Below are 20,603 nucleotides of genomic sequence, written 5' to 3'. Positions count from 1 at the left end.
GCTCCTACTTAGAAAACAGTTTAAAAATGGCGCTAAAATCATCACTGCCAGCACCTTGGTGCTGTAGCATAGTGTATAAATTTTTAGCCATTGAACCCATTGGGGTTGAAGAATTACTTTGCTGCGCGGCTTCCATGGCAAGCCCTAAATCTTTAGCCATTAAATCGACCATAAAGCCCGGTTTGTAATCGTTACTTGCAGGGGCTGTATCCATTACGCCTGGGCATGGGTTGTAAAGTTCAAGGGTCCAGTTACGGCCAGAGCTTGCAGTCATAATGTCGCTAAGTACTTTTGCATCTAGCCCATTATTAATACCCATTTGCAGGGCTTCGCTCGTACCTGCCATTAAAATACTTAACAGCATGTTGTTACATATTTTTGCAACTTGTCCTGCGCCAATATCGCCTGCATGAAATATGCTTTTACCCATATCATTAAGCACAGGTTGTGCGGTATTGAACGCGGCTTTACTACCACCAACAATAAACGTAAGCGTGCCTGCGGTTGCTCCAGCAACACCGCCCGATACCGGTGCATCTACAAAGCTAATACCCTGCTCGCCAAGTGCGCTGCCAACCACACGGGCCGACTCTGCATCTATTGTTGAGCAATCTATCACTAAGGTGTTTTTGCTAAACACATTAATTAAGCCGCTATCGTCGTTATTGCCTAAATAAAGTGATTTAACATGTTTGCCCGCAGGTAACATACTAATAAGTATATCGGCATTGGTTGCACAGGCTTTTGCATTTTCAGCTGCGTGTGCGCCTTTACTTGCGAGTTCATTTAAGACCGACTGGTTTAAATCAAATGCTGTAACATTATGGCCGGCTTTAATTAAGTTAGCCGCCATAGGGCCGCCCATATTACCTAAGCCGATAAAACCAATATTTAGTTTAGTCATCGTCTTTCCTTTATGTGTGTGTTGGGGTGTCTAAGCCATTGAGAGGGTGGTTTTCGCTAAAACGGTTAGCAAAAAAGCTCTCTATTATGGGTTGTGGTACATCACTCAGTGTTTTGTATTGCCAATTAGGCGCGCCGTCTTTATCTATTAATAGTGCTCTTACGCCTTCTTGAAATTCACCTACTTCGCCAGCGCGTACAGACATACCCAGCTCCATTTTAAAACACGCTAGTAAGCTTTTGCCTTTACTGGCTTTTAGCTGCTCACTTACTAGCGCGCAACTTAGTGGGCAACCATGTTTAAGTGATTTTTGGGCGCGTCGCAGCCATTTATCGTCAGTAGCTAGGCCTAAAATATAATCAACTTGTTCTTGCAGCGTATTAAATTCAGCTAATTTTTGAATGGTTGCTAAGTTAGCTTTAATATTGCCTTTGGGCATACGCGCAGATTGGTTATCTAAATCAGTTAATAATTTAGTCAAACGCTCATGATTTAAACTTGCGGTTTTGCCCCACTTAGCCGCTAAAATTTGCGCTAGCATGGCATCATATTTAGTGCTGTCGATAAAGTGATCGGCAAGCGATACAAAACGTGCATCTTCACAGTTAATAGAGGCCGATGTTAGCCCTAAAAATAGCCCCACACCTTGTGGCATTTTATGTAAAAAGTAACTGCCACCTACATCTGGGTATAAGCCTATGGTTTGCTCTGGCATAGCAATGCGCGATGTTTCAGTTACTACGCGGTGGCTAGCACCGGCCATTAGGCCTAAACCGCCCCCCATAACAATGCCATTACCCCAAACAAGGATTGGTTTATCAAAGGTATGAATAAGGTAATCAAGTTTGTACTCTAGGGTAAAAAAGTCTTCCACTAAGCTTGTTGGTTTACCTTGCGCCATTGCATGATGAAGACTCACTACATCGCCACCGGCGCAAAATGCTTTATCCCCTGCGCCTTTTAACAATACCATTGCAATTGCATCATCGCTTTGCCAAGCCCGCAGCTGCGGCTCAAGTAATTTGATCATGTCAAAATTAAGGGCGTTTAATGCTTTAGGTACGTTGAGTGTAATAAGCCCAATTAAGCTGCCGTTTGCTGCACTTGCCGTTTCAAATAGCACGGGGTCATCGGCATTATTTAATAACGTTAAATTACTCATTAGCCATTTACCCAATTTGCGCGGCGTTTTTCTAAAAAGGCATTAACGCCCTCTTGTTGATCTTGTGTATCAAACAGCCCAACAAACAATTCACGCTCAAGAGGCAATACGCTTGCCATAGGTTGATGGCGCCCTTTTTGTATAAGCGTTTTACATGCAGCTACCGAGCTTGGGCTTTGTTCGCTTACTTGATTGGCAAGTTTTAATGCCGCTGCAAAGCTTTCCCCTTGTGGGACTACTTCTTCTACTAAGCCAATTTGTAAGGCTTTATCGGCTTTTAAGCGCTCGCCACATAAAATCATGCGTTTTGCCCAGCCTTCGCCAACAAGCCATGCTAAATTTTGTGTGCCACCCGCGCACGGTAATAAACCCACTTTTGCCTCTGGCAGTGCCATTTGTGCCTGCTCTTCTGCTATACGAATATCACACGCAAGCGCTACTTCTAACCCGCCGCCCATGGCATAACCGTTAATGGCCGCAACCGACACCCCTGTAAAATTAGTCAGTGCTTCAAAGGCTTCACCAAACACACGCGACATATCAGCGGCAACGCCTTTATCGCCACTAGCAAATACGTTTAAATCGGCCCCGGCGCTAAAAAACTTCTCGCCTTCGCCAGTAAGCACTAAGGCATAAATGTTTTTGTTGTTATTAAGCTCGTTAACTTTGTTTTTTAAATCAATTAAGGTGTCTTTTGTCCAGGTATTAGCTGGTGGGTTAGACATAGTTAAAATAGCAACATGGCCTTCGGTAGTCAGTTCAATACTCGGGTTAGATTGTGACATAACTTGCTCCTTATAAAACGTCGCTTGCAGACTCGGCTAAAATACGGCGCGCTATAATTACACGCATAATTTCGTTAGTGCCTTCTAAAATTTGATGAACGCGTACATCACGTACATGGCGCTCAAGCGGGTATTCTTTTATGTAACCGTAACCACCATGTACTTGCAGTGCCTCGTTACACACAGTAAAGCCAACGTCGGTGGCAAAGCGTTTAGCCATGGCGCAATAGGTGGTTTTTTCACTATCGCCGGTATCAAGTTTAAATGCCGCCAGCCTTACCATTTGGCGCGCAGCTACAAGCTCAGTGTTCATATCTGCAATTTTAAACTGCAAAGCCTGAAACGCAGCTAAGGGCTTACCAAATTGAGTGCGCTCTTTTAAGTACTCTTTTGCCGTGTTTAGCGCAGCTTGTGCAGTACCAATTGAGCATGTGGCAATATTAATACGCCCGCCATCTAGGCCTTGCATGGCAAATTTAAAGCCTTCGCCCTCTTTACCTAATAAGTTATGCGCCGGAATACGCACATCTTCAAAACTAATTAAGCGTGTTGGTTGTGCGTTCCAACCCATTTTTTCTTCTGCTTTACCGTACTCAACGCCTTGTGCGTCACCAGGAACTACAAATGCCGAAATACCCGCAGCGCCTTCGCCACCGGTACGTGCCATAACCACTAAAACTTCAGTTTCACCCGCACCCGATATAAACATTTTTGAGCCGTTAATAACGTACTCATCACCTTCAAGCACAGCTTTTGTTTTTAGTGATGCTGCATCTGAGCCCGCCCCTGGCTCTGTTAAACAATAAGAGGCAAGTAGCTCGCCCATTACTAGTTGTTCTACGTATTTGTCTTTAACTGCATCTGTCCCAAAACTTGCTACCATCCACGTAGCCATATTATGAATAGTTAGCATGGCAGTTGTAGCTGTACAGCCCATCGCAAGCTGCTCAAATATGATGCTTGAATCTAAGCGTGATAAACCAAGGCCGCCGGCTTCCTCTGGCGTATATAAACCGCAAAAGCCAAGCTCGCCCGCCGCTTTAATCGTATCTTTAGGAAAAATATGCTCGCGATCCCACTTTGCTGCATGTGGAGCAAGTTCTGATTCTGCAAATTGGCGTGCAGTTTCTGCAAAGGCTTGTTGATCTTCTGATAAGTTAAAGTCCATGGTAGACCTCTTTAATTGTGTTGTTAGTGTGTCCCATTAGGGTAAATGAGTGAAGAGCGGCAAAGGCTGATGTGTGTGTTCTAGTTGCTTGTCAGCGAGTTTAGCCTTTGCGCCCTTCTTTATTATTATTTTTGAGTGTGTTTATTTTAAATTAATGCTCATGTTTGGACCTGAAGCGATGTCGTCTTCAAACCAACGTGAGGTAATAGTTTTAGTTTCTGTGTAAAAACGTATACCTTGCTTACCATAGGTGTGTGTATCGCCGTAAAACGAGCCTTTCCAACCCGTAAACGAGAAAAACGGCAGCGGCACCGGAATAGGCACATTAATACCCACTTGGCCTACTTCAATTTCATGTTGAAATTTACGAGCCGCAGCACCACTTGAGGTAAATAACGAGGTACCGTTGCCGTACGGGCTTTCGTTAATAAGAGCAATTGCCTCATCAAGCGTATCTACAAACATACAGGCAAGCACAGGGCCAAAGATTTCTTCTTTGTATAAGTCCATGTCTTTTGTCACATCGGTAAATAGTGTTGGGCCAACCCAGTTACCTTGATCAAAGCCCTCTACTTTGTAGTTTGAACCATCAATTAAACAGGTGGCGCCTTGCTCCTTACCGCTTGCTATAAGCGATAAAATACGCTCTTTTGCTGCTTTTGATGTTTGTGGGCCGTAGGCTGCGTTTTTGTCATCCCACACGCCTGGGCGTACGTTTTCAAAGCCAGCTTTTATTTCATCTACCCACTCACTTGCTTGCCCTACAAACACAGCTACCGAAATACCCATACAACGCTGGCCTGCTGCACCAACCGATGCGCCAACTAGGTTATTTACCACGTGTGATTTACTCGCATCTGGCATAATAACCATGTGATTTTTAGCACCCACACACGCTTGTACGCGCTTAAGGTTTTGTGTACCTTTAGAATAAATGTATGCACCTACACCACACGAGCCCACAAACGAAATTGCACGTACGGCTTTGTCTTCTAATAAGCGGTCTACTTGCGGTTTTGTACCATGAACCACTTGTAATACGCCTTTTGGTGCGCCGGCTTCAATAAATAGCTCAGCTAAACGCATTGGTGTGAGTGGGTCTTGCTCAGAGGGTTTTAAAATAAAGGTGTTACCACATACAATAGCTAGCGGAAACATCCAAAGTGGGATCATCGCCGGAAAGTTAAACGGCGTAATGCCTGCACATACGCCAAGGGGCTGCATGTAAGAATAGGTATCGATTTTACGGGCAACGTTTTCCATTGTTTCGCCCATCATTAGTGATGGTGCGTTAGCTGCTTGTTCTACTACTTCAATACCGCGCCATACATCGCCTTTTGCATCTTCAAACGTTTTACCTAGTTCGTGGCAAATAATGGTCGCAAGCTCATCGTGGTGCTCTTTTAACAGCGCCGCGTATTTCATCATAATGCGAGCACGCTCGGTAATGGGCACATCTTTCCATGTTTTAAATGTTTCTGAGGCCGAGGCAATCGCTGCATCCATTTCTGAGTCGGTAGTGCATGGAACTTGCGCAAGTACTTCTTGGTTTGCTGGGTTAATTACATCAATAAGCTCGTTTGAAGCCGACTGAACAAATTCGCCGTTTATAAGTAGTGGAACTTGGTGCATGGGTAAATCCTGTTGTTAGTGTGTTCTTTTAAAAAATGGCACCGTTTTGTTATTAGTATGAGTACGGTGCATTTTAGTTGCTGTTAGTTAATTAACTTTTTTGTTAGTAAGCCTCTACAGCCATGGCTACAGCTTCGCCGCCACCAATACATAAAGACGCAATTCCTTTTTTAAGGCCACGGTTTTTAAGTGCGTGAATAAGCGTGACTAAAATTCGCGCGCCGCTGGCACCAATTGGGTGGCCAAGAGCACACGCCCCACCGTTTACGTTTACTTTGCTCTCATCAAGTTTCAATTCGTTAATAGCAAGCATGGTAACCATGGCAAATGCTTCGTTAATTTCCCAAAGATCTACATCAGCGGTAGTCCAGCCTGCTTTTTCAAGCACGCTGTTCATAGCGCCCACAGGTGCTACAGTAAATTCGCTTGGTTTTTGAGAGTGCGTGCTGTGCGCTACAATTTTACAAAGCGGTGTTAAGCCTTGCTCTTTTGCTTTTGATTCGCTCATTAATATAAGCGCTGCGCCACCATCAGAAATTGACGATGAATTAGCCGCAGTGATGGTGCCGTCTTTTTTAAAGGCAGCACGCAGGCTTGGTATTTTTTCTGGGCGGGCATTACCGGGTTGCTCATCAATCGATACGGTTACATCGCCTTTGCGAGTTTTTATAGTGTGCGGCGCAATTTCGTTTTCAAAGCTGCCGTTTTCAATTGCCGCATTGGCTTTACTTAGCGAGCTAAGTGCAAACTCATCCATTTGCTCACGGCCAATGCCGTACTCATCAGCAGTATCTTGTGCAAAACAGCCCATTGCTTTGTTATCGTAAGCATCTTCTAGGCCATCGCTCATCATATGATCTTTAATTTCGCCGTGGCCCATACGCATACCGCCACGTGCTTTAGGTATAAAATACGGTGCGTTACTCATGCTTTCCATGCCGCCAGCAATTGCGCTGCTAATTGAGCCCGCTTTAATTAAGTCGTTTGCGAGCATAGCGGCTTTTAAACCAGAGCCACATACTTTATTAATGGTGGTAGCACCCGTACCCAGAGCAAGGCCTGCTTTTAACATTGCTTGGCGTGCTGGCGCTTGACCAAGGCCCGCTGGCAATACACAGCCCATAATTACTTCATCTATTGCATCATTTGCTAAACCAGTTTGTGCAAGCGCACTTGCAATGGCGGTTGCGCCAAGCTCGGTAGATTGTGCATCGGTCAATGCGCCCATAAACCCGCCCATTGGCGTACGCTTTGCTGCTACAATTACCACTGATTCTAAAGTCATAATTAACTCCGTTGTATTTATATGCAAATAGTTGTTAGAATATTTGCTCTATTAATTTAGTATTCATTTATTGTTTAACACCCTTACACAATACTAACGTTTACGCTAACGTCAACTAAAAAGCGTTTAATTTTTAGTTTTAAAAGTGTAAGCATTATTTTCCAGTAACGGCGCAGTGAACAATTAATAAAAATAAACTATTGAATATTAATAATATAATTTAACATTTCACATCAACACTCCTTTATAAATAGTTTCATACCACACCAAGCTTTACCTTTACGTAAACTTCACTTATATTGGAGTTATTCGAATGAGGTAAACACAACTATGAAACCAGATAACCAAACAAACTTTGCAAGTTCTGCAAAAGCGCCAAGCAGTAACGATCAAACCTTTAGTATTAGCGATTTAGCTAAAGAGTTTGATATTACCACCCGCTCTATTCGTTTTTACGAAGACCAAGGTTTAGTAAGCCCAGAGCGCAATGGCCAAACCCGTATTTATTCAAAACGCGACAAAGTTCGCTTAAAACTAATACTGCGTGGCAAACGCTTAGGCTTTACGCTTGCAGAAACAGGCCGTTTGTTTGAACTGTACGACGCTGATAAATCAAGCGCTAAACAGCTGGTGACTATGCTCGATTTAATTGCAGAGAAAAAAGCCGACCTTTCTCAGCAAATGGACGACATAAAAGTTGTGCTTATGGAATTAGTGACAGCGGAGCGCCGCTGCAGAGAAACACTTAATAAAATAGACGAGTAGCCTATTTTAATAATAAAAACACACTGACAACACACACAGGAATGAATCATGAGCACTATTTCACTTTATAAAGAGATGAACTTTGGCCTTGGCGAAACCGCCGATATGATCCGCGACCACGTAAATAGCTTTGCAAGCCAAGAAATTGCGCCACTGGCTGAACAAACCGATATGGACAACGCGTTTCCTAATCAGCTTTGGCCGCAAATGGGCGAAATGGGTGTACTAGGCATGACCGTTTCTGAAGACTTTGGCGGTGCAGGCTTAGGTTACTTAGAGCATGTAATTGCCATGGAAGAAATTAGCCGTGCGAGTGCATCAATTGGCTTAAGCTATGGTGCGCATTCAAACTTGTGTGTAAATCAAATTAACCGTAACGGTAATCAAGCACAAAAAGAAAAATACTTACCAAAGCTTATTAGCGGCGAACACATTGGTGCCCTTGCCATGAGCGAACCAAATGCAGGCTCTGACGTGGTATCAATGAAACTTAAAGCTGAAAAAAAAGGCGATAAATACATTTTAAATGGCAATAAAATGTGGATCACCAATGGCCCCGACGCACATACATTTGTTATTTATGCAAAAACAGATTTAGAAGCCGGCGCTAAAGGCATTACCGCATTTATTGTCGAAAAAGACTTCCCTGGTTTTTCTACCGCACAAAAGCTAGACAAGCTTGGTATGCGTGGCTCAAACACGTGTGAACTGGTGTTTGAAAACTGCGAAGTACCCGAAGAAAACATTTTAGGTAACCTAAACGAAGGCGTTAAGGTACTAATGAGCGGCCTAGATTACGAACGTGTAGTACTAGCTGCAGGGCCCCTTGGCATAATGCAAGCCTGTATGGATATTGTTGTACCGTACATTCATGAACGTAAACAGTTCGACACCCCTATTGGCCAATTTCAGTTAATTCAAGGCAAAGTAGCCGACATGTATACGCAAATGAACGCAGCGCGCTCATACGTTTATACCGTTGCAAAAGCGTGTGACCGCGGCGAAACCACCCGTAAAGATGCCGCCGGCGCCATTTTATATGCTGCGGAGCTTGCCACTAAAATGGCGCTCGATGCCATTCAAATTTTAGGGGGTAACGGCTACATAAACGAATACGCCACAGGGCGCTTATTGCGTGATGCCAAACTATACGAAATTGGTGCTGGCACATCAGAAATACGTCGCATGCTTATTGGCCGCGAACTCTTTACCGAAAGCCGTTAAGGATTAAATTATGACGATATTAAAATCGAGCGTTAATCCGCACGACCCTACTTTTGTGCAAAATCACAAAAACATGGCAGCTTTGGTTGATGATTTACATAGTAAAGTAGCCACCATTAGCTTAGGTGGCGGCGCTGCATTAAAAGAGCGTCACGAAGGCCGAGGTAAGTTATTTGTACGCGACCGTATTAGCACTTTATTAGATGAAGGCTCACCGTTTTTAGAAATTTCGCAATTTGCAGCCTTTGGTGTGTACGAGCAAGAAATTGCCTGTGCAGGTGTAGTTGCCGGTATTGGCCGTGTTAAAGGCATTGAATGCATGATCATTGCGAACGATGCCACGGTAAAAGGCGGTACTTACTTTCCGCTTACCGTTAAAAAGCATTTACGCGCACAAGATATAGCCGAGCGTTGCCACTTACCGTGTATTTATTTGGTTGATTCGGGCGGTGCTAACCTGCCTGAGCAAGACGATGTATTCCCTGATAAATTACATTTTGGCCGTATTTTTTATAACCAAGCCCGTATGTCGGGTAAAGGTATTCCTCAAATTGCCGTGGTAATGGGGTTATGTACCGCAGGCGGCGCATACGTACCCGCAATGGCCGATGAAAGCATAATTGTAAAAGAGCAAGGCACTATATTTTTAGCCGGCCCGCCACTTGTAAAAGCAGCGACTGGTGAAGTAGTCAGCGCCGAAGAATTAGGCGGCGCCGATGTGCATTGTAAAACATCGGGGGTGGTTGACCACTTTGCAGAAAATGACGAGCATGCGCTGTCTATTGCGCGCCAATGTATTGAGCGTATTAATTACACGCGCCCTACAGCCCCTCTTTTAGAGGATGTAAAACCACCACGTTACGATATAAACGAGCTTTACGGCATTGTAGGAACCGACCTTAAAAAGCCGTTTGATGTGCGTGAAGTTATTGCCCGTACGGTGGATGATTCATCGTTTGATGAATTTAAACGCTACTTTGGTGAAACGCTGGTAACAGGTTTTGCCAGTATTTACGGTAACCCTGTAGGCATAGTGGCTAATAACGGCATTTTATTTAGTGAGTCGGCGCAAAAAGGCGCGCACTTTATTCAACTATGTGCACAGCGCAATATTCCTTTAGTGTTTTTGCAAAATATTACCGGCTTTATGGTGGGTAAAAAATACGAAGCTGAAGGCATAGCAAAGCACGGCGCTAAAATGGTAATGGCGGTTTCGTGTGCCGATGTACCTAAATTTACGGTGCTAATTGGTGGCTCTTACGGCGCGGGTAACTACGGTATGTGTGGTCGCGCATTTGAACCTACCATGATGTGGATGTGGCCCAATGCCCGTATTTCGGTAATGGGCGGTGAGCAAGCCGCCGGTGTAATGGCTCAAGTTAAGCAAGATGGCTTAGCACGTAAAGGGCATAGCATGAGCGAGCAAGAAGTTAGCGATTTTAAAAAGCCAATTATTGATCAGTACGAAGAGCAAGGCCATCCGTATTACGCAAGCGCCCGCTTGTGGGACGACGGCATTATTGACCCTGCCGATACCCGCAACGTATTAGGCCTTGCCTTAAGTGCAGCTAAAAATGCACCACAGCAAGACTCTAAGTTTGGCGTATTTAGAATGTAACCGGAGCGCAAAAATGTCAGTAACACTACAAATAACAAAATCTAATGTGGCTGTACTTGTTTTAAGCCGAGTTGAAAAACGCAACGCATTTAATAGTGAAGTAATACACGAGCTAATTCAGTGCATAGAGCATGCAAATACGCTCGATATTCGCGCTTTAGTTTTAAAAACTGAAGGTAAGCACTTTTCTGCCGGTGCCGATTTAGCCTGGATGAAATCAATGGCTGATAACAACTACGCCGATAATCTTGCCGATTCTATGCAGCTCGCTAAATTAATGCAGGTACTAGCCGCCTCTCCTCACCCAACCATATGTGCTGTACAAGGCGCTGCGTTTGGCGGCGCTCTGGGCTTAATTGCATGTTGCGATATTGCCCTAAGTAAAGACGATGCGCAGTTTTGTTTAAGCGAAGTAAAGCTAGGGCTTATTCCTGCGGTAATTAGCCCGTATGTAATTAAAGCCATTGGTGAGCGCGCTGCGCGCCGCTACTTTTTAACTGCCGAGGTGTTTGATGCCCACACAGCAAAACAACTTGGTTTGGTTCATCAGGTGACCGGTAATTTAGACTGTGCCCTTGATAACATGCTGCAAATATTAATCGATAACGGCCCAGTAGCTGTAAAAGCCGCTAAATCATTAATTAACGATGTAGCAAATAAGCCTATTAATGATGATCTTATTGAACTCACGGCCGAACGTATTGCAAATATTCGGGTATCGGACGAAGGCCAAGAAGGACTAAGCGCCTTTTTTGATAAACGCCCTCCCGCTTGGCAACTGTAGGACTAATTATGAACACACACACATTAAAAAAGATACTCATTGCCAACCGTGGTGAAATTGCATGCCGTATAATGCGAAGTGCAAAGCAAATGGGCCTAACAACGGTCGCTGTTTACTCTGACGCCGACAAACACGCCCAACATGTAAAAATGGCTGATGAGGCCTACCACATTGGCCCTGCACCAAGTAAAGACTCATACCTTGTAACAGATAAAATTTTACAGGTTGCAAAAACAAGCGGTGCCGATTGTATACACCCTGGGTACGGTTTTTTATCTGAAAACAGTGAGTTTGCTAAAGCCTGTGAAGCTAACAACATTGCGTTTATTGGCCCTCTTGCAAGCAGCATAGAAGCCATGGGCTCTAAAACCCGCGCCAAAGAAATTATGGCCGCGGCAAATGTACCATTAGTGCCAGGCTATTACGGTGATAACCAAGATCCTGCTTTTTTACAATCTGAAGCTGAAAAAATTGGCTACCCCGTGCTAATTAAAGCGGCCTTTGGTGGTGGCGGTAAAGGCATGCGCGTTGTTGAGCATGCCAAAGACTTTAGAAGTGCACTTGAGGGCGCACAGCGTGAAGCAATTGCGGGCTTTGGTAACGACTTAGTGCTGCTTGAGCGCTATGTTAACCAGCCTCGCCATGTTGAAGTACAAGTTTTTGCCGATAACCACGGTAACTGTGTTTATTTAGGGGATCGTGATTGTTCACTGCAGCGCCGTCATCAAAAAGTAATTGAAGAAGCCCCAGCGCCGGGTTTGTCTGATGAACTGCGTAAAGAAATGGGTGAAGCCGCAGTACGCTGTGCCCTTGCAATAAACTACAGAGGTGCAGGTACGGTTGAGTTTTTACTGTGTGGCGATGAGTTTTTCTTTATGGAAATGAACACGCGCCTGCAAGTAGAACACCCTGTGACAGAAATGGTAACCGGCGTAGATTTAGTCAATTGGCAAATTAATATTGCCGCTGGGCAAACACTGCCACTAACGCAATCAGATATACAACTCCAAGGCCACAGCTTTGAAGCGCGTATTTATGCAGAAGATCCAAGTAACGACTTTATTCCCTGCTCGGGCACAATAGAAGCGTTAAGCACACCACTTAACAGTGAGTTTGTTCGTATTGATACCGGTATTGCACAAGGCGATGAAATAAGCCCGTATTACGACCCGATGATTGCAAAGCTTATAGTACATGATGATAACCGAGAGCAAGCATTATCGCGTTTACGCCAAGCACTTGAGCAATTTCACTTAGCGGGTTTTAGCACTAATATTGGCTTTTTACACAACTTAGCAAGCCACCCTACATTTGCTCAAGGTGCGCCAAGTACCCACTTTATTGCGGAGCAAGGCGATGCATTGGTAAGTGTTGATAGCGCCGCGCTTGAAAAAGCACAACTAATTGCAGCCTTTGCCTACCTTGAATCGCTTAGTACTGAAAGAGTAACTCAGCAAAGCGCAAGCCCGTGGCAGCAACTCAGTGGTTTTACGCTTAACGCACCCCAAAAAGTGGATGTACCATTTACAGACTTAGCTATTAGTGCGGTTAAAACTAAAACGGGTTACGTTGTAACGCATAATGATAAGTCGTTCGATATAGCAGGCTTTGTAAACCAAAACGTATGTAATGTGTTTATTAATGGGGAAAAATTTACCGCCCATGTTAGCCACTTTGATAAAAGCATTAGCGTAATGTTTGCTGCGCTGCAAATTAAGCTTGCTTTAAACACTAAACATTACATTAGCAGCCATGAAAGCGATGCCTTGCCCCTTGCGGCGCCACTTAATGGCACTGTGGTTAAGCATTTAGTTGATGTAGGCAGCACCATTACCAAAGGCGATGCCGTAGTGATTATTGAAGCCATGAAAATGGAATACACGCTCAACGCCCCGCACGATGGTATTTTACAAAGCTACTGCTTTGATGAAGGCGAATTAGTTTCGCACGGCGCTTTATTAGCAATTGTAGAAGACACCACGGCGCAGGAGGCATCGTGATGGCTGCTTTTCCAACTGAAGTTAAAATTGTTGAAGTAGGCGCGCGTGATGGCCTACAAAACGAAAAACCAGTCACTGCAGCTGATAAAATTTCATTAATAAATGCACTTAGTGACGCGGGCTTAAAAAATATTGAAGCCGGTGCTTTTGTATCGCCTAAATGGGTGCCACAAATGGCCGATTCGGCCGAGGTGATAACAGCGCTTAATTTACCACATGTAAATTTAAGTGCGCTTACACCCAATTTAAAAGGCGCGCAAGCAGCCCATGCCGTTGACATAAAAGAATTTGCCATATTTACCGCGGCAAGCGAATCGTTCTGTCAAAAAAATATAAATTGCAATATTGATGAAAGTATTGAGCGTTTTAGCGACGTTATGGCATTTGCAAAAGCCAATAACATACGTGTACGCGGTTATGTCAGTTGTGTACTCGGTTGTCCTTATGAGGGAGAAATAGACCCGCATAAAGTACTTAGCGTTTCGCAAAAGCTTTTAGATTTAGGCTGCTACGAAATAAGCCTTGGCGATACCATAGGTGTTGGCACTGCAAATAAAGTTACCCAGCTTTTAACACTTTTGCTTGAGCATATTGATAAATCAAAACTGGCAGTGCATTTTCATGATACCTACGGGCAAGCGCTCACAAATATTTACGCAGCGTTAAGCTTAGGTATAGCAACGGTTGATGCCGCTGTTGCAGGCCTTGGCGGCTGCCCTTATGCCAAAGGCGCGTCAGGAAATGTTGCCACCGAAGATGTGGTTTACTTACTCAATGGGCTTGGCATTGAACATGGAATTGATTTACAAAGGTTAAGTAGCGCTGGTTGGAAAATTACACAAGCACTTGGCAAAACGCCTGTAAGCAAAGTTTCAATTGCATTAGGCAACACACAAAAATAATAGCTTAACTTGCCAAATGGCAGTTAACACAATGAGGAGAGTCTCATGGCCGGTTTTGATAAAGTGGTTTCTAGTTACGAAGCTGCAATGGCAGGGTTGAAAGACGGCGATACCGTTATTGCTGGTGGCTTTGGCTTATGCGGTATTCCTGAGGGCTTAATTAAACAAATTAAGGCAATGAACACCAAAGAGCTAACCGTGGTTTCTAACAACTGTGGTGTAGATGACTTTGGATTAGGAATTTTACTTAAAGATAAACAAATTAAAAAAGTAATTGCCTCCTATGTGGGCGAAAACGCCTTATTTGAGCAGCAATTACTAAGCGGTGAAATAGATGTAGAGCTTACCCCGCAAGGCACCTTGGCTGAAAAAATGCGCGCAGGCGGTGCAGGTATTCCTGCATTTTATACCGCTACAGGTTACGGTACGCCCGTTGCAGAGGGTAAAGATGTAAAAGAGTTTGACGGTCGCCCTTATATTTTAGAAGAGTCGATCACCGGTGAGTTTGCCATTGTAAAAGCGTGGAAAGCCGACCGATACGGTAATTTAGTATTTAGGCACACTGCCATGAACTTTAACCCAATGGCCGCAACAGCAGGTAAGATTACCGTTGCAGAAGTAGAAGAAATAGTAGAGCCCGGTGAACTTGAGCCAAGCCAAATTCATACCCCAGGCATTTTTGTAAATCGCGTTATTAAAGGCGACTTTGAAAAACGCATTGAACGTGTAACAACACGAGATTAAGCAGGAGCATAGGTTATGGCATTATCACGTGAACAAGTTGCAATGCGCGTTGCACAGGAACTACAAGACGGTTTTTACGTTAATTTGGGCATAGGAATTCCGACACTCGTCGCAAACTATGTACCTGATGGTATTGAAGTTATGTTACAGTCAGAAAATGGGCTTTTAGGTATGGGCCCCTACCCTACAAAAGCCGAGCTAGACGCCGATATGATTAACGCGGGTAAAGAAACCGTGACAGCTGCCACAGGCGCAGCCATATTTAATAGTGCAGATAGTTTTGCCATGATACGGGGTGGTCATGTAGACTTAACCGTTCTGGGTGCATTTGAAGTAGACCAATGCGGCAACATTGCCTCGTGGATGATCCCCAAAAAGCTGATAAAAGGCATGGGGGGCGCAATGGATTTAGTCGCTGGGGCAAAGAATATTATTGTTACTATGACCCATGCCAGTAAGCATGGTGATTCTAAATTATTAGAGTCGTGCACATTACCGCTAACGGGCGTTAATTGCGTTAAAAAAATAGTAACAGATTTGGCCGTACTTGAAGTTAAAGACGGCGCATTTCATTTACTCGAGCGCGCTCCGGGCGTATCGGTTGATGAAATAATTAGTAAAACAGCAGGTAAATTACTTGTTGACGGTGAAGTACCAGAAATGGTTTTTTAACGCTTTACCATGTACCGACCTCATTCCCAGTGCCAATGGCGCTGAGTTACCCAAAATCCCTCGAAAGAGGGATTTTTTTTGCCTGCCATAAACTTTTTTTCAGTTTTAATACAGTTGTAGTAAATATTATCTATAATACAAATAGCTTTTAATGTAAGCGCTTAGATTATTTGCACTAATTTGTGGATTGTCTGCACCTTTTTTGTGAACTAGTGCTATATTTAAAATTAAACTATTGATATTATTATATTAAATTATTGGTTCGATTATTGCCTATTAAAGGCGTCTTAAATTAATTAAACAATTCTGGAAAACATGCAAACTCCTATTCGAGGCCTCCGCTCTTTTTGCTTTGCAGCAAAAAGCTTAAGTTTTAAACATGCAGCTAAAGAGCTGTACTTAACGCCCTCTGCGGTAAGCCATCAGATAAAACAACTTGAAGAACAACTAGGCATTGAACTCTTTCAACGCCAAACCCGATCCATTAGTTTAACGGCTGCGGGTAAAAACTTTTTTGATGCCATTTCGCCTATTATCTATACGCTTGAAAACACCATCAACGAGTTCAGTCAATTGCAGCAAAATACTAATATAACTATTACGCTGCCTGAATTTTTTGCCAGTGAACTACTTATGCCTAAATTAAGTGAGTGGACATCTGAGCACCCTAATATAAATTTACAAATGGATACGCTCAAAACCCGTAAAGAGCTAACCCGCCACAGTGATTTATCGATTGTTTTATCCTCAAGTAAACCCACTGAGGGCCTTACTACAGAGCTATTTAATCTTGAATATATACCGGCGTGTAACGAAAAACTGTTAAAACAGTGGAAAGACGATCACTGCCAAGCATTAAACCAAGTACCATTAATCCTTCACAAAGCAAGGCCGTGGGCATGGCACCAATGGGCTGAAAAAGCGGGTATAGATGACTTTTCGCCTACGCAAATTATACAAATTGATAGTATGTTTGGGGTCGCTCGTGCAGCGCAACAGGGCATTGGCATTTCACTTATACCGCTGCCTATTAGCCAAAGCTGGTTTGATGAAAAATGGCTTTATAAATTATTTCAACAGCCCCTTACCACCAAAGATAAATACTATTTAGTACAGCATGAAGCTAATTCGCCAAATCCCGCGCTAGATTTATTTGCTAAATGGGTTGTATCTACATTTAGCAACATTCAAGGTTAGTGTTGCCTTAGTAAATGCAATTTACATTTTGGTTTAATAACGGCAATTTTAATGTGTGCAGCACGTAGCAAGTGCTAAAGCTGCACGCAGTAAACTGTAAAGCTCCTTCTTTTTTACTTTCCTGAAACTTAACAACACCGTTTAGTGATTTATTATTAATTAAATATTTTTATTTAATCATTCGTTTTTTCCCTACAAACTAACCTATATAAATTTATCATTTAAAATCAATAAAATAACACAACACGTTAGACTAAAGTCTATAGCTTAATTTTTTTCACTTATTGGTTTTATTTTTATCGTTTGTCTGACTTTTACGATTATTTTAAAGTTAACCCATCGCAAGCAAACAGCTAAACGTTTTTACTAATTAGACATTATTTACTGTTTTGCACCAAATAAATGCAACCTTTTTAGATGTGATAGCTCTAACAAGGTAAGAAAAGAATCTTATATTGTGTGTGTAAGATGTTGTCAGTGTGAAAAGGCAGTTCAAGTCAGGTGGTGACTTGGTTTGAACTGTTTTTTATTCCACCATCAGCACGCAGCAATAACGTAATTAGCTACTGTGTAGCAAACCAAATCTTATATTGTGTGTGTAAGATAATCTTATATTGTGTGTGTAAGATGTTGTCAGTGTGAAAAGCGGTTCATGTGAGGTGGTGACCTTATATGGGCCGTTTTTGTTTTATAAACACGATTACCTGCCCCACCGTTTTATACCAATTCGCTTAAATTTAGTATTATTCAACTATAAAGTTATGTTTTTGTTTAAGCTCTTCAATGGCATTTTCATTGTCTTTTAAAAATACATTAAACTTTTTAACTAGCTGTGGGTGTTTAATGCTCGATAACATAAATGCTTGGTGATCAACAGGCAACTGATGTTGAAAAAACACGGGGACGGGAGTATCAAAAAATTCTTCTATATTGTATTTAAGTACATCGTGTGAAATATATATACAATCAACTCGCTCTTTATGCAGCAAATAAATCATCTCAATAACGTTATCATTTTCGAGTACTTGCAAGCCTGGCATTGAGGTTAACTTTTCAAGCCCTTGCAATGTAAAGCCACGCACTTTTGCAAGTGATTTACAATCTTCAAGTTTAATATTGTCCTTTAAGCTCGCTATCCCTGTATGTGTAACTAATGAAGGCACAGAATAATTAATATCTTGTTGATGCTGATTTTTATAACTTACTTGCCAATTAGGGTTGTCGGGGTATTTAAAGTCAACATGGTGATGCTCTATAAATTCTTTATAAAGGCGCGGAATAGGCAAAGTGTAAAATTCAAATTTAATATTTTGTTGTTTTGCAAATAGTTCCAGTAACTCTTTACTAAAACCAAAATAATCACGCTTATTAGTGCCACTGCCATCGTAATAAGGCAGGTATTCTATATTCTCTACCCCTATTACATATTTTTCGGTTGGCTGTGCTAATACAGGGCTTATAGTTATAAGCCCTGATACAAGTGCTAACGTGTTAATCAATTTGATAGTAAAATGCCGTTTATATCGTTTGGATTATTAATTTATATAACATAATCACAGTTAATTAAAGTTTAGATTTATTAAATATAAAAGAGCGAATTAATCGCTCTTATAAATTAGCTTTTGTCACGAGGTATAAACTCTAACACAGTAGCATTAATACAGTATCTATCTGTGCCTCTTGGCCCCTCACCTTTAAATAAATGCCCTAAATGTATACCGGTGCTTTTTGATTTAAGCTCAATTCGAGTCATCCCCCAGCTGGTATCTTTATGCTTAGTAACACTATTTTTAACCGGATGTTTAAACGACAGCCACCCCGTGCCCGAATTAAATCTATCGCGGGTATCAAATAATGGCTCACCACTTAATTTATCAACAAATACGCCATCGGGAGTGTTTTTAAATTCTTTATACTCCTTACAGTATGGTCTGTCGGTGCGCTCATTAAATGCGACTTCGTAGGCATCACTATCGCCTAGCTTAAAGGCGCCAAGCGCTTTGTAAAATTCAGCGGGGCTTGCATAGCCTTGACGCGCGTACACCTCTTTTCCATTTTCTAAAAACAAAATGGTGGGGGTTGCCCAAGTTGCCGATTTTATAGTTAGGCCATTAAGCTCATCGGCGTGACGAAATGTCAGTGGGATTGAACCTTTGTAATTGTTAGCGACTGTTTTTTTAAATTTTTCACAGTAAGGGCAGTATTCGCGCGAATCAAGTACCACAATCTGCTTGCCCGTGAGTAAAACACTATTGTCTACATCTGCTTTTTTAGTTTTATTAAATACCACACCCGTGGCGTGATCTGGGCAATAGCCATTTGGGTTCTTTTGTAAATAATTTTGATGGTACTCCTCAGCAGATACAAACCCCTCAAGCGGTTTTATTACTGTTTTAATTGCCCCATAACCGGCTTCACTTAATAACGGCTGATACTCGGCTTTAACTTGCTCTGCAAGCTGCGCTTGCTCTTTAGTGGTAGTAAGAATAATTGATCGATACTGCGTGCCAATATCATTACCTTGGCGATTCGATTGTGTAGGATCATGGCTTTCAAAGTAATTTTGTAATAGCGCTTTAGAAGAAATGATATTGCTGTTGTACATCACTTGCACTACTTCAGCGTAGTTGTTTTCGTCAAACCGGCGAGATTGGTCGGTGATATTTTTATAGGTTGCTTTAAAGCCGTGCCCGTCTGCATAGCCTGACTCTGCATCAATAACCCCTTCTAGTGCTTCGTAGCGCTTTTCGGCTCCCCAAAAACAGCCAGAGCCTAACACAATGGTTTTTATATGCATTGTGGCCTCTACGTTGCTGTGCTCTATTTTTTCGGTTGATAAAGCAAAACAGCCGGCGCTAAATGTAATAGCGGCGCCTAATAAATAAACTGAGCGAGAAAATGTCATAAATACCTCTTAATACCTACGTGTTTTAATTAAGACCCAACATCCCTTGTTTTAATTTCAGTAAATAAATACGTGCTAAATTTGAATACAGTTTGAGTCTGCATTTCTTTTTCGTTTATTTTTCTTATGGCTAGGTACTGAATAAATTGACAAAACTATGTTAGCTTTGCTGCACGTTGTATAAAAAGATTAAATTATGACTGCATTTTTACAGGTATTTACTTTAACAAATAACAGTTTGCTATTAGATGCCACACAGCATAAACAAAACAATGTGTTAGACACTCAAAAAAAAATTTGGGCACTCACTAAGCAGCTAATGCAAAGTAACGAATTTATCGATTTAGTCCCAGGCATGAACTCTTTAACGCTTTATTTAAAATCAGCAAGTAATTTAGAAAAATGGCAAAACGCCTTGCCTGATTTATGGGACAAAGTACAAGCAACAACATTTAAAGGCACTCACCATAAAATACTCACGACTTATGAAGGAGAAGATTTAGATTTTGTTGCCAAACAAACTAATTTAACACCCCAGCAAATTATTCAAATACATAGCCAAGCCACTTACCACGTTTTATTTTTAGGGTTTCAGCCCGGGTTTGCTTACCTGCATGGATTAGATTCACGCTTGCATATCCCACGCAGAGACACTCCGCGTACTAAAGTACCTAAAGGTGCGGTTGCTTTAGGCGCAGAGCAAACTGCCATTTACCCAGCAGAAACACCTGGCGGTTGGCATATCATCGGCCACACAAACACGCCCCTTTTTGATAGCACACACTCAGATCCTTGCTTATTTAAACCCGGCGACACGCTATCGTTCGTTTCAATAAACACAATGCAAGGAGCATAA

At 42.4% G+C, this 20,603-nt stretch carries 18 protein-coding genes; 10 read left to right on the top strand and 8 right to left on the bottom strand.

The annotated features are described in order from the left end of the window. Nucleotides 1-4 precede the first annotated feature (4 nt). The 6 genes from mmsB to AN390_RS07010 form a co-directional block, all read right to left on the bottom strand. Nucleotides 5-904, bottom strand: coding sequence for a 3-hydroxyisobutyrate dehydrogenase (gene mmsB, locus AN390_RS07035; protein ID WP_055253524.1), 900 nt, complete (start codon nucleotides 902-904; stop codon nucleotides 5-7). Between the two features lie 10 nt (nucleotides 905-914). Further along, nucleotides 915-2,066, bottom strand: coding sequence for an enoyl-CoA hydratase/isomerase family protein (locus AN390_RS07030; protein WP_055253522.1), 1,152 nt, complete (start codon nucleotides 2,064-2,066; stop codon nucleotides 915-917). Continuing rightward, nucleotides 2,066-2,851, bottom strand: a complete 786-nt coding sequence (locus AN390_RS07025; protein ID WP_055253520.1) for an enoyl-CoA hydratase — start codon at nucleotides 2,849-2,851, stop codon at nucleotides 2,066-2,068. The genes AN390_RS07030 and AN390_RS07025 overlap by 1 nt, the downstream gene beginning before the upstream one ends. A 10-nt stretch (nucleotides 2,852-2,861) precedes the next feature. Next, entirely contained in the window at nucleotides 2,862-4,019 is a 1,158-nt protein-coding gene (locus AN390_RS07020) for an acyl-CoA dehydrogenase family protein (protein WP_055253518.1), read from the bottom strand. Nucleotides 4,020-4,160: 141 nt separating this feature from the next. Next, nucleotides 4,161-5,651: a CoA-acylating methylmalonate-semialdehyde dehydrogenase gene (locus tag AN390_RS07015; protein WP_055253516.1), complete on the bottom strand. Its 1,491-nt coding sequence runs from the start codon at nucleotides 5,649-5,651 to the stop codon at nucleotides 4,161-4,163. A gap of 103 nt (nucleotides 5,652-5,754) precedes the next feature. Continuing rightward, nucleotides 5,755-6,936 (bottom strand): acetyl-CoA C-acyltransferase, encoded by a 1,182-nt coding sequence (locus AN390_RS07010; protein ID WP_055253514.1) that lies wholly within the window; start codon nucleotides 6,934-6,936, stop codon nucleotides 5,755-5,757. Between the two features lie 330 nt (nucleotides 6,937-7,266). Between AN390_RS07010 and AN390_RS07005 the strand changes: the two genes are divergently transcribed. The 9 genes from AN390_RS07005 (at nucleotide 7,267) to AN390_RS06965 (ending at nucleotide 16,842) form a co-directional block, all read left to right on the top strand. Then, a complete protein-coding gene (locus tag AN390_RS07005; protein ID WP_055253512.1) occupies nucleotides 7,267-7,701 on the top strand; it encodes a MerR family DNA-binding transcriptional regulator in 435 nt (144 codons plus the stop codon). Nucleotides 7,702-7,749: 48 nt separating this feature from the next. Further along, nucleotides 7,750-8,925, top strand: a complete 1,176-nt coding sequence (locus AN390_RS07000) for an isovaleryl-CoA dehydrogenase (protein ID WP_024034119.1) — start codon at nucleotides 7,750-7,752, stop codon at nucleotides 8,923-8,925. Nucleotides 8,926-8,935: 10 nt separating this feature from the next. After that, complete coding sequence (locus AN390_RS06995) at nucleotides 8,936-10,543, top strand: carboxyl transferase domain-containing protein (RefSeq protein WP_055253511.1); 1,608 nt, start codon at nucleotides 8,936-8,938, stop codon at nucleotides 10,541-10,543. 13 nt (nucleotides 10,544-10,556) lie between these two features. After that, nucleotides 10,557-11,327, top strand: a complete 771-nt coding sequence (locus AN390_RS06990; RefSeq protein ID WP_055253509.1) for an enoyl-CoA hydratase/isomerase family protein — start codon at nucleotides 10,557-10,559, stop codon at nucleotides 11,325-11,327. Nucleotides 11,328-11,335: 8 nt separating this feature from the next. After that, nucleotides 11,336-13,327: an acetyl/propionyl/methylcrotonyl-CoA carboxylase subunit alpha gene (locus AN390_RS06985; RefSeq protein ID WP_055253507.1), complete on the top strand. Its 1,992-nt coding sequence runs from the start codon at nucleotides 11,336-11,338 to the stop codon at nucleotides 13,325-13,327. Next, nucleotides 13,327-14,229 carry a hydroxymethylglutaryl-CoA lyase gene (locus tag AN390_RS06980; RefSeq protein ID WP_055253505.1) on the top strand — a complete coding sequence of 301 codons (903 nt, stop codon included), beginning with the start codon at nucleotides 13,327-13,329 and terminating at the stop codon, nucleotides 14,227-14,229. The genes AN390_RS06985 and AN390_RS06980 overlap by 1 nt, the downstream gene beginning before the upstream one ends. A gap of 45 nt (nucleotides 14,230-14,274) precedes the next feature. Beyond that, nucleotides 14,275-14,973: a CoA transferase subunit A gene (locus AN390_RS06975; protein ID WP_004587895.1), complete on the top strand. Its 699-nt coding sequence runs from the start codon at nucleotides 14,275-14,277 to the stop codon at nucleotides 14,971-14,973. Nucleotides 14,974-14,988: 15 nt separating this feature from the next. Further along, on the top strand, nucleotides 14,989-15,645 hold the full coding sequence (locus AN390_RS06970) for a CoA transferase subunit B (RefSeq protein WP_055253502.1): 657 nt from the start codon (nucleotides 14,989-14,991) through the stop codon (nucleotides 15,643-15,645). A 315-nt stretch (nucleotides 15,646-15,960) separates the two neighbouring features. After that, nucleotides 15,961-16,842 carry a LysR family transcriptional regulator gene (locus AN390_RS06965; RefSeq protein WP_004587893.1) on the top strand — a complete coding sequence of 294 codons (882 nt, stop codon included), beginning with the start codon at nucleotides 15,961-15,963 and terminating at the stop codon, nucleotides 16,840-16,842. 743 nt (nucleotides 16,843-17,585) lie between these two features. On the opposite strand, the gene AN390_RS06960 is transcribed toward AN390_RS06965, so the two are convergent. Continuing rightward, nucleotides 17,586-18,341 (bottom strand): ABC transporter substrate-binding protein, encoded by a 756-nt coding sequence (locus AN390_RS06960; RefSeq protein ID WP_055253500.1) that lies wholly within the window; start codon nucleotides 18,339-18,341, stop codon nucleotides 17,586-17,588. A 116-nt stretch (nucleotides 18,342-18,457) separates the two neighbouring features. Beyond that, nucleotides 18,458-19,747, bottom strand: a complete 1,290-nt coding sequence (msrA, locus tag AN390_RS06955; RefSeq protein WP_055253499.1) for a peptide-methionine (S)-S-oxide reductase MsrA — start codon at nucleotides 19,745-19,747, stop codon at nucleotides 18,458-18,460. 196 nt (nucleotides 19,748-19,943) lie between these two features. Here msrA and pxpB point away from each other — a divergent pair, with 196 nt between their 5' ends. Next, the gene (gene pxpB, locus AN390_RS06950) at nucleotides 19,944-20,603 is read left to right on the top strand and encodes a 5-oxoprolinase subunit PxpB (RefSeq protein WP_055253496.1); all 660 of its coding nucleotides are present in this window, start codon (nucleotides 19,944-19,946) and stop codon (nucleotides 20,601-20,603) included.

This window comes from Pseudoalteromonas sp. P1-11 (genome assembly GCF_001399995.1).
Classification (GTDB): domain Bacteria; phylum Pseudomonadota; class Gammaproteobacteria; order Enterobacterales; family Alteromonadaceae; genus Pseudoalteromonas; species Pseudoalteromonas atlantica.
The sequence above is the reverse complement of the archived record's forward strand: the minus strand, read 5'-3'. Positions and strand labels throughout refer to the sequence as shown.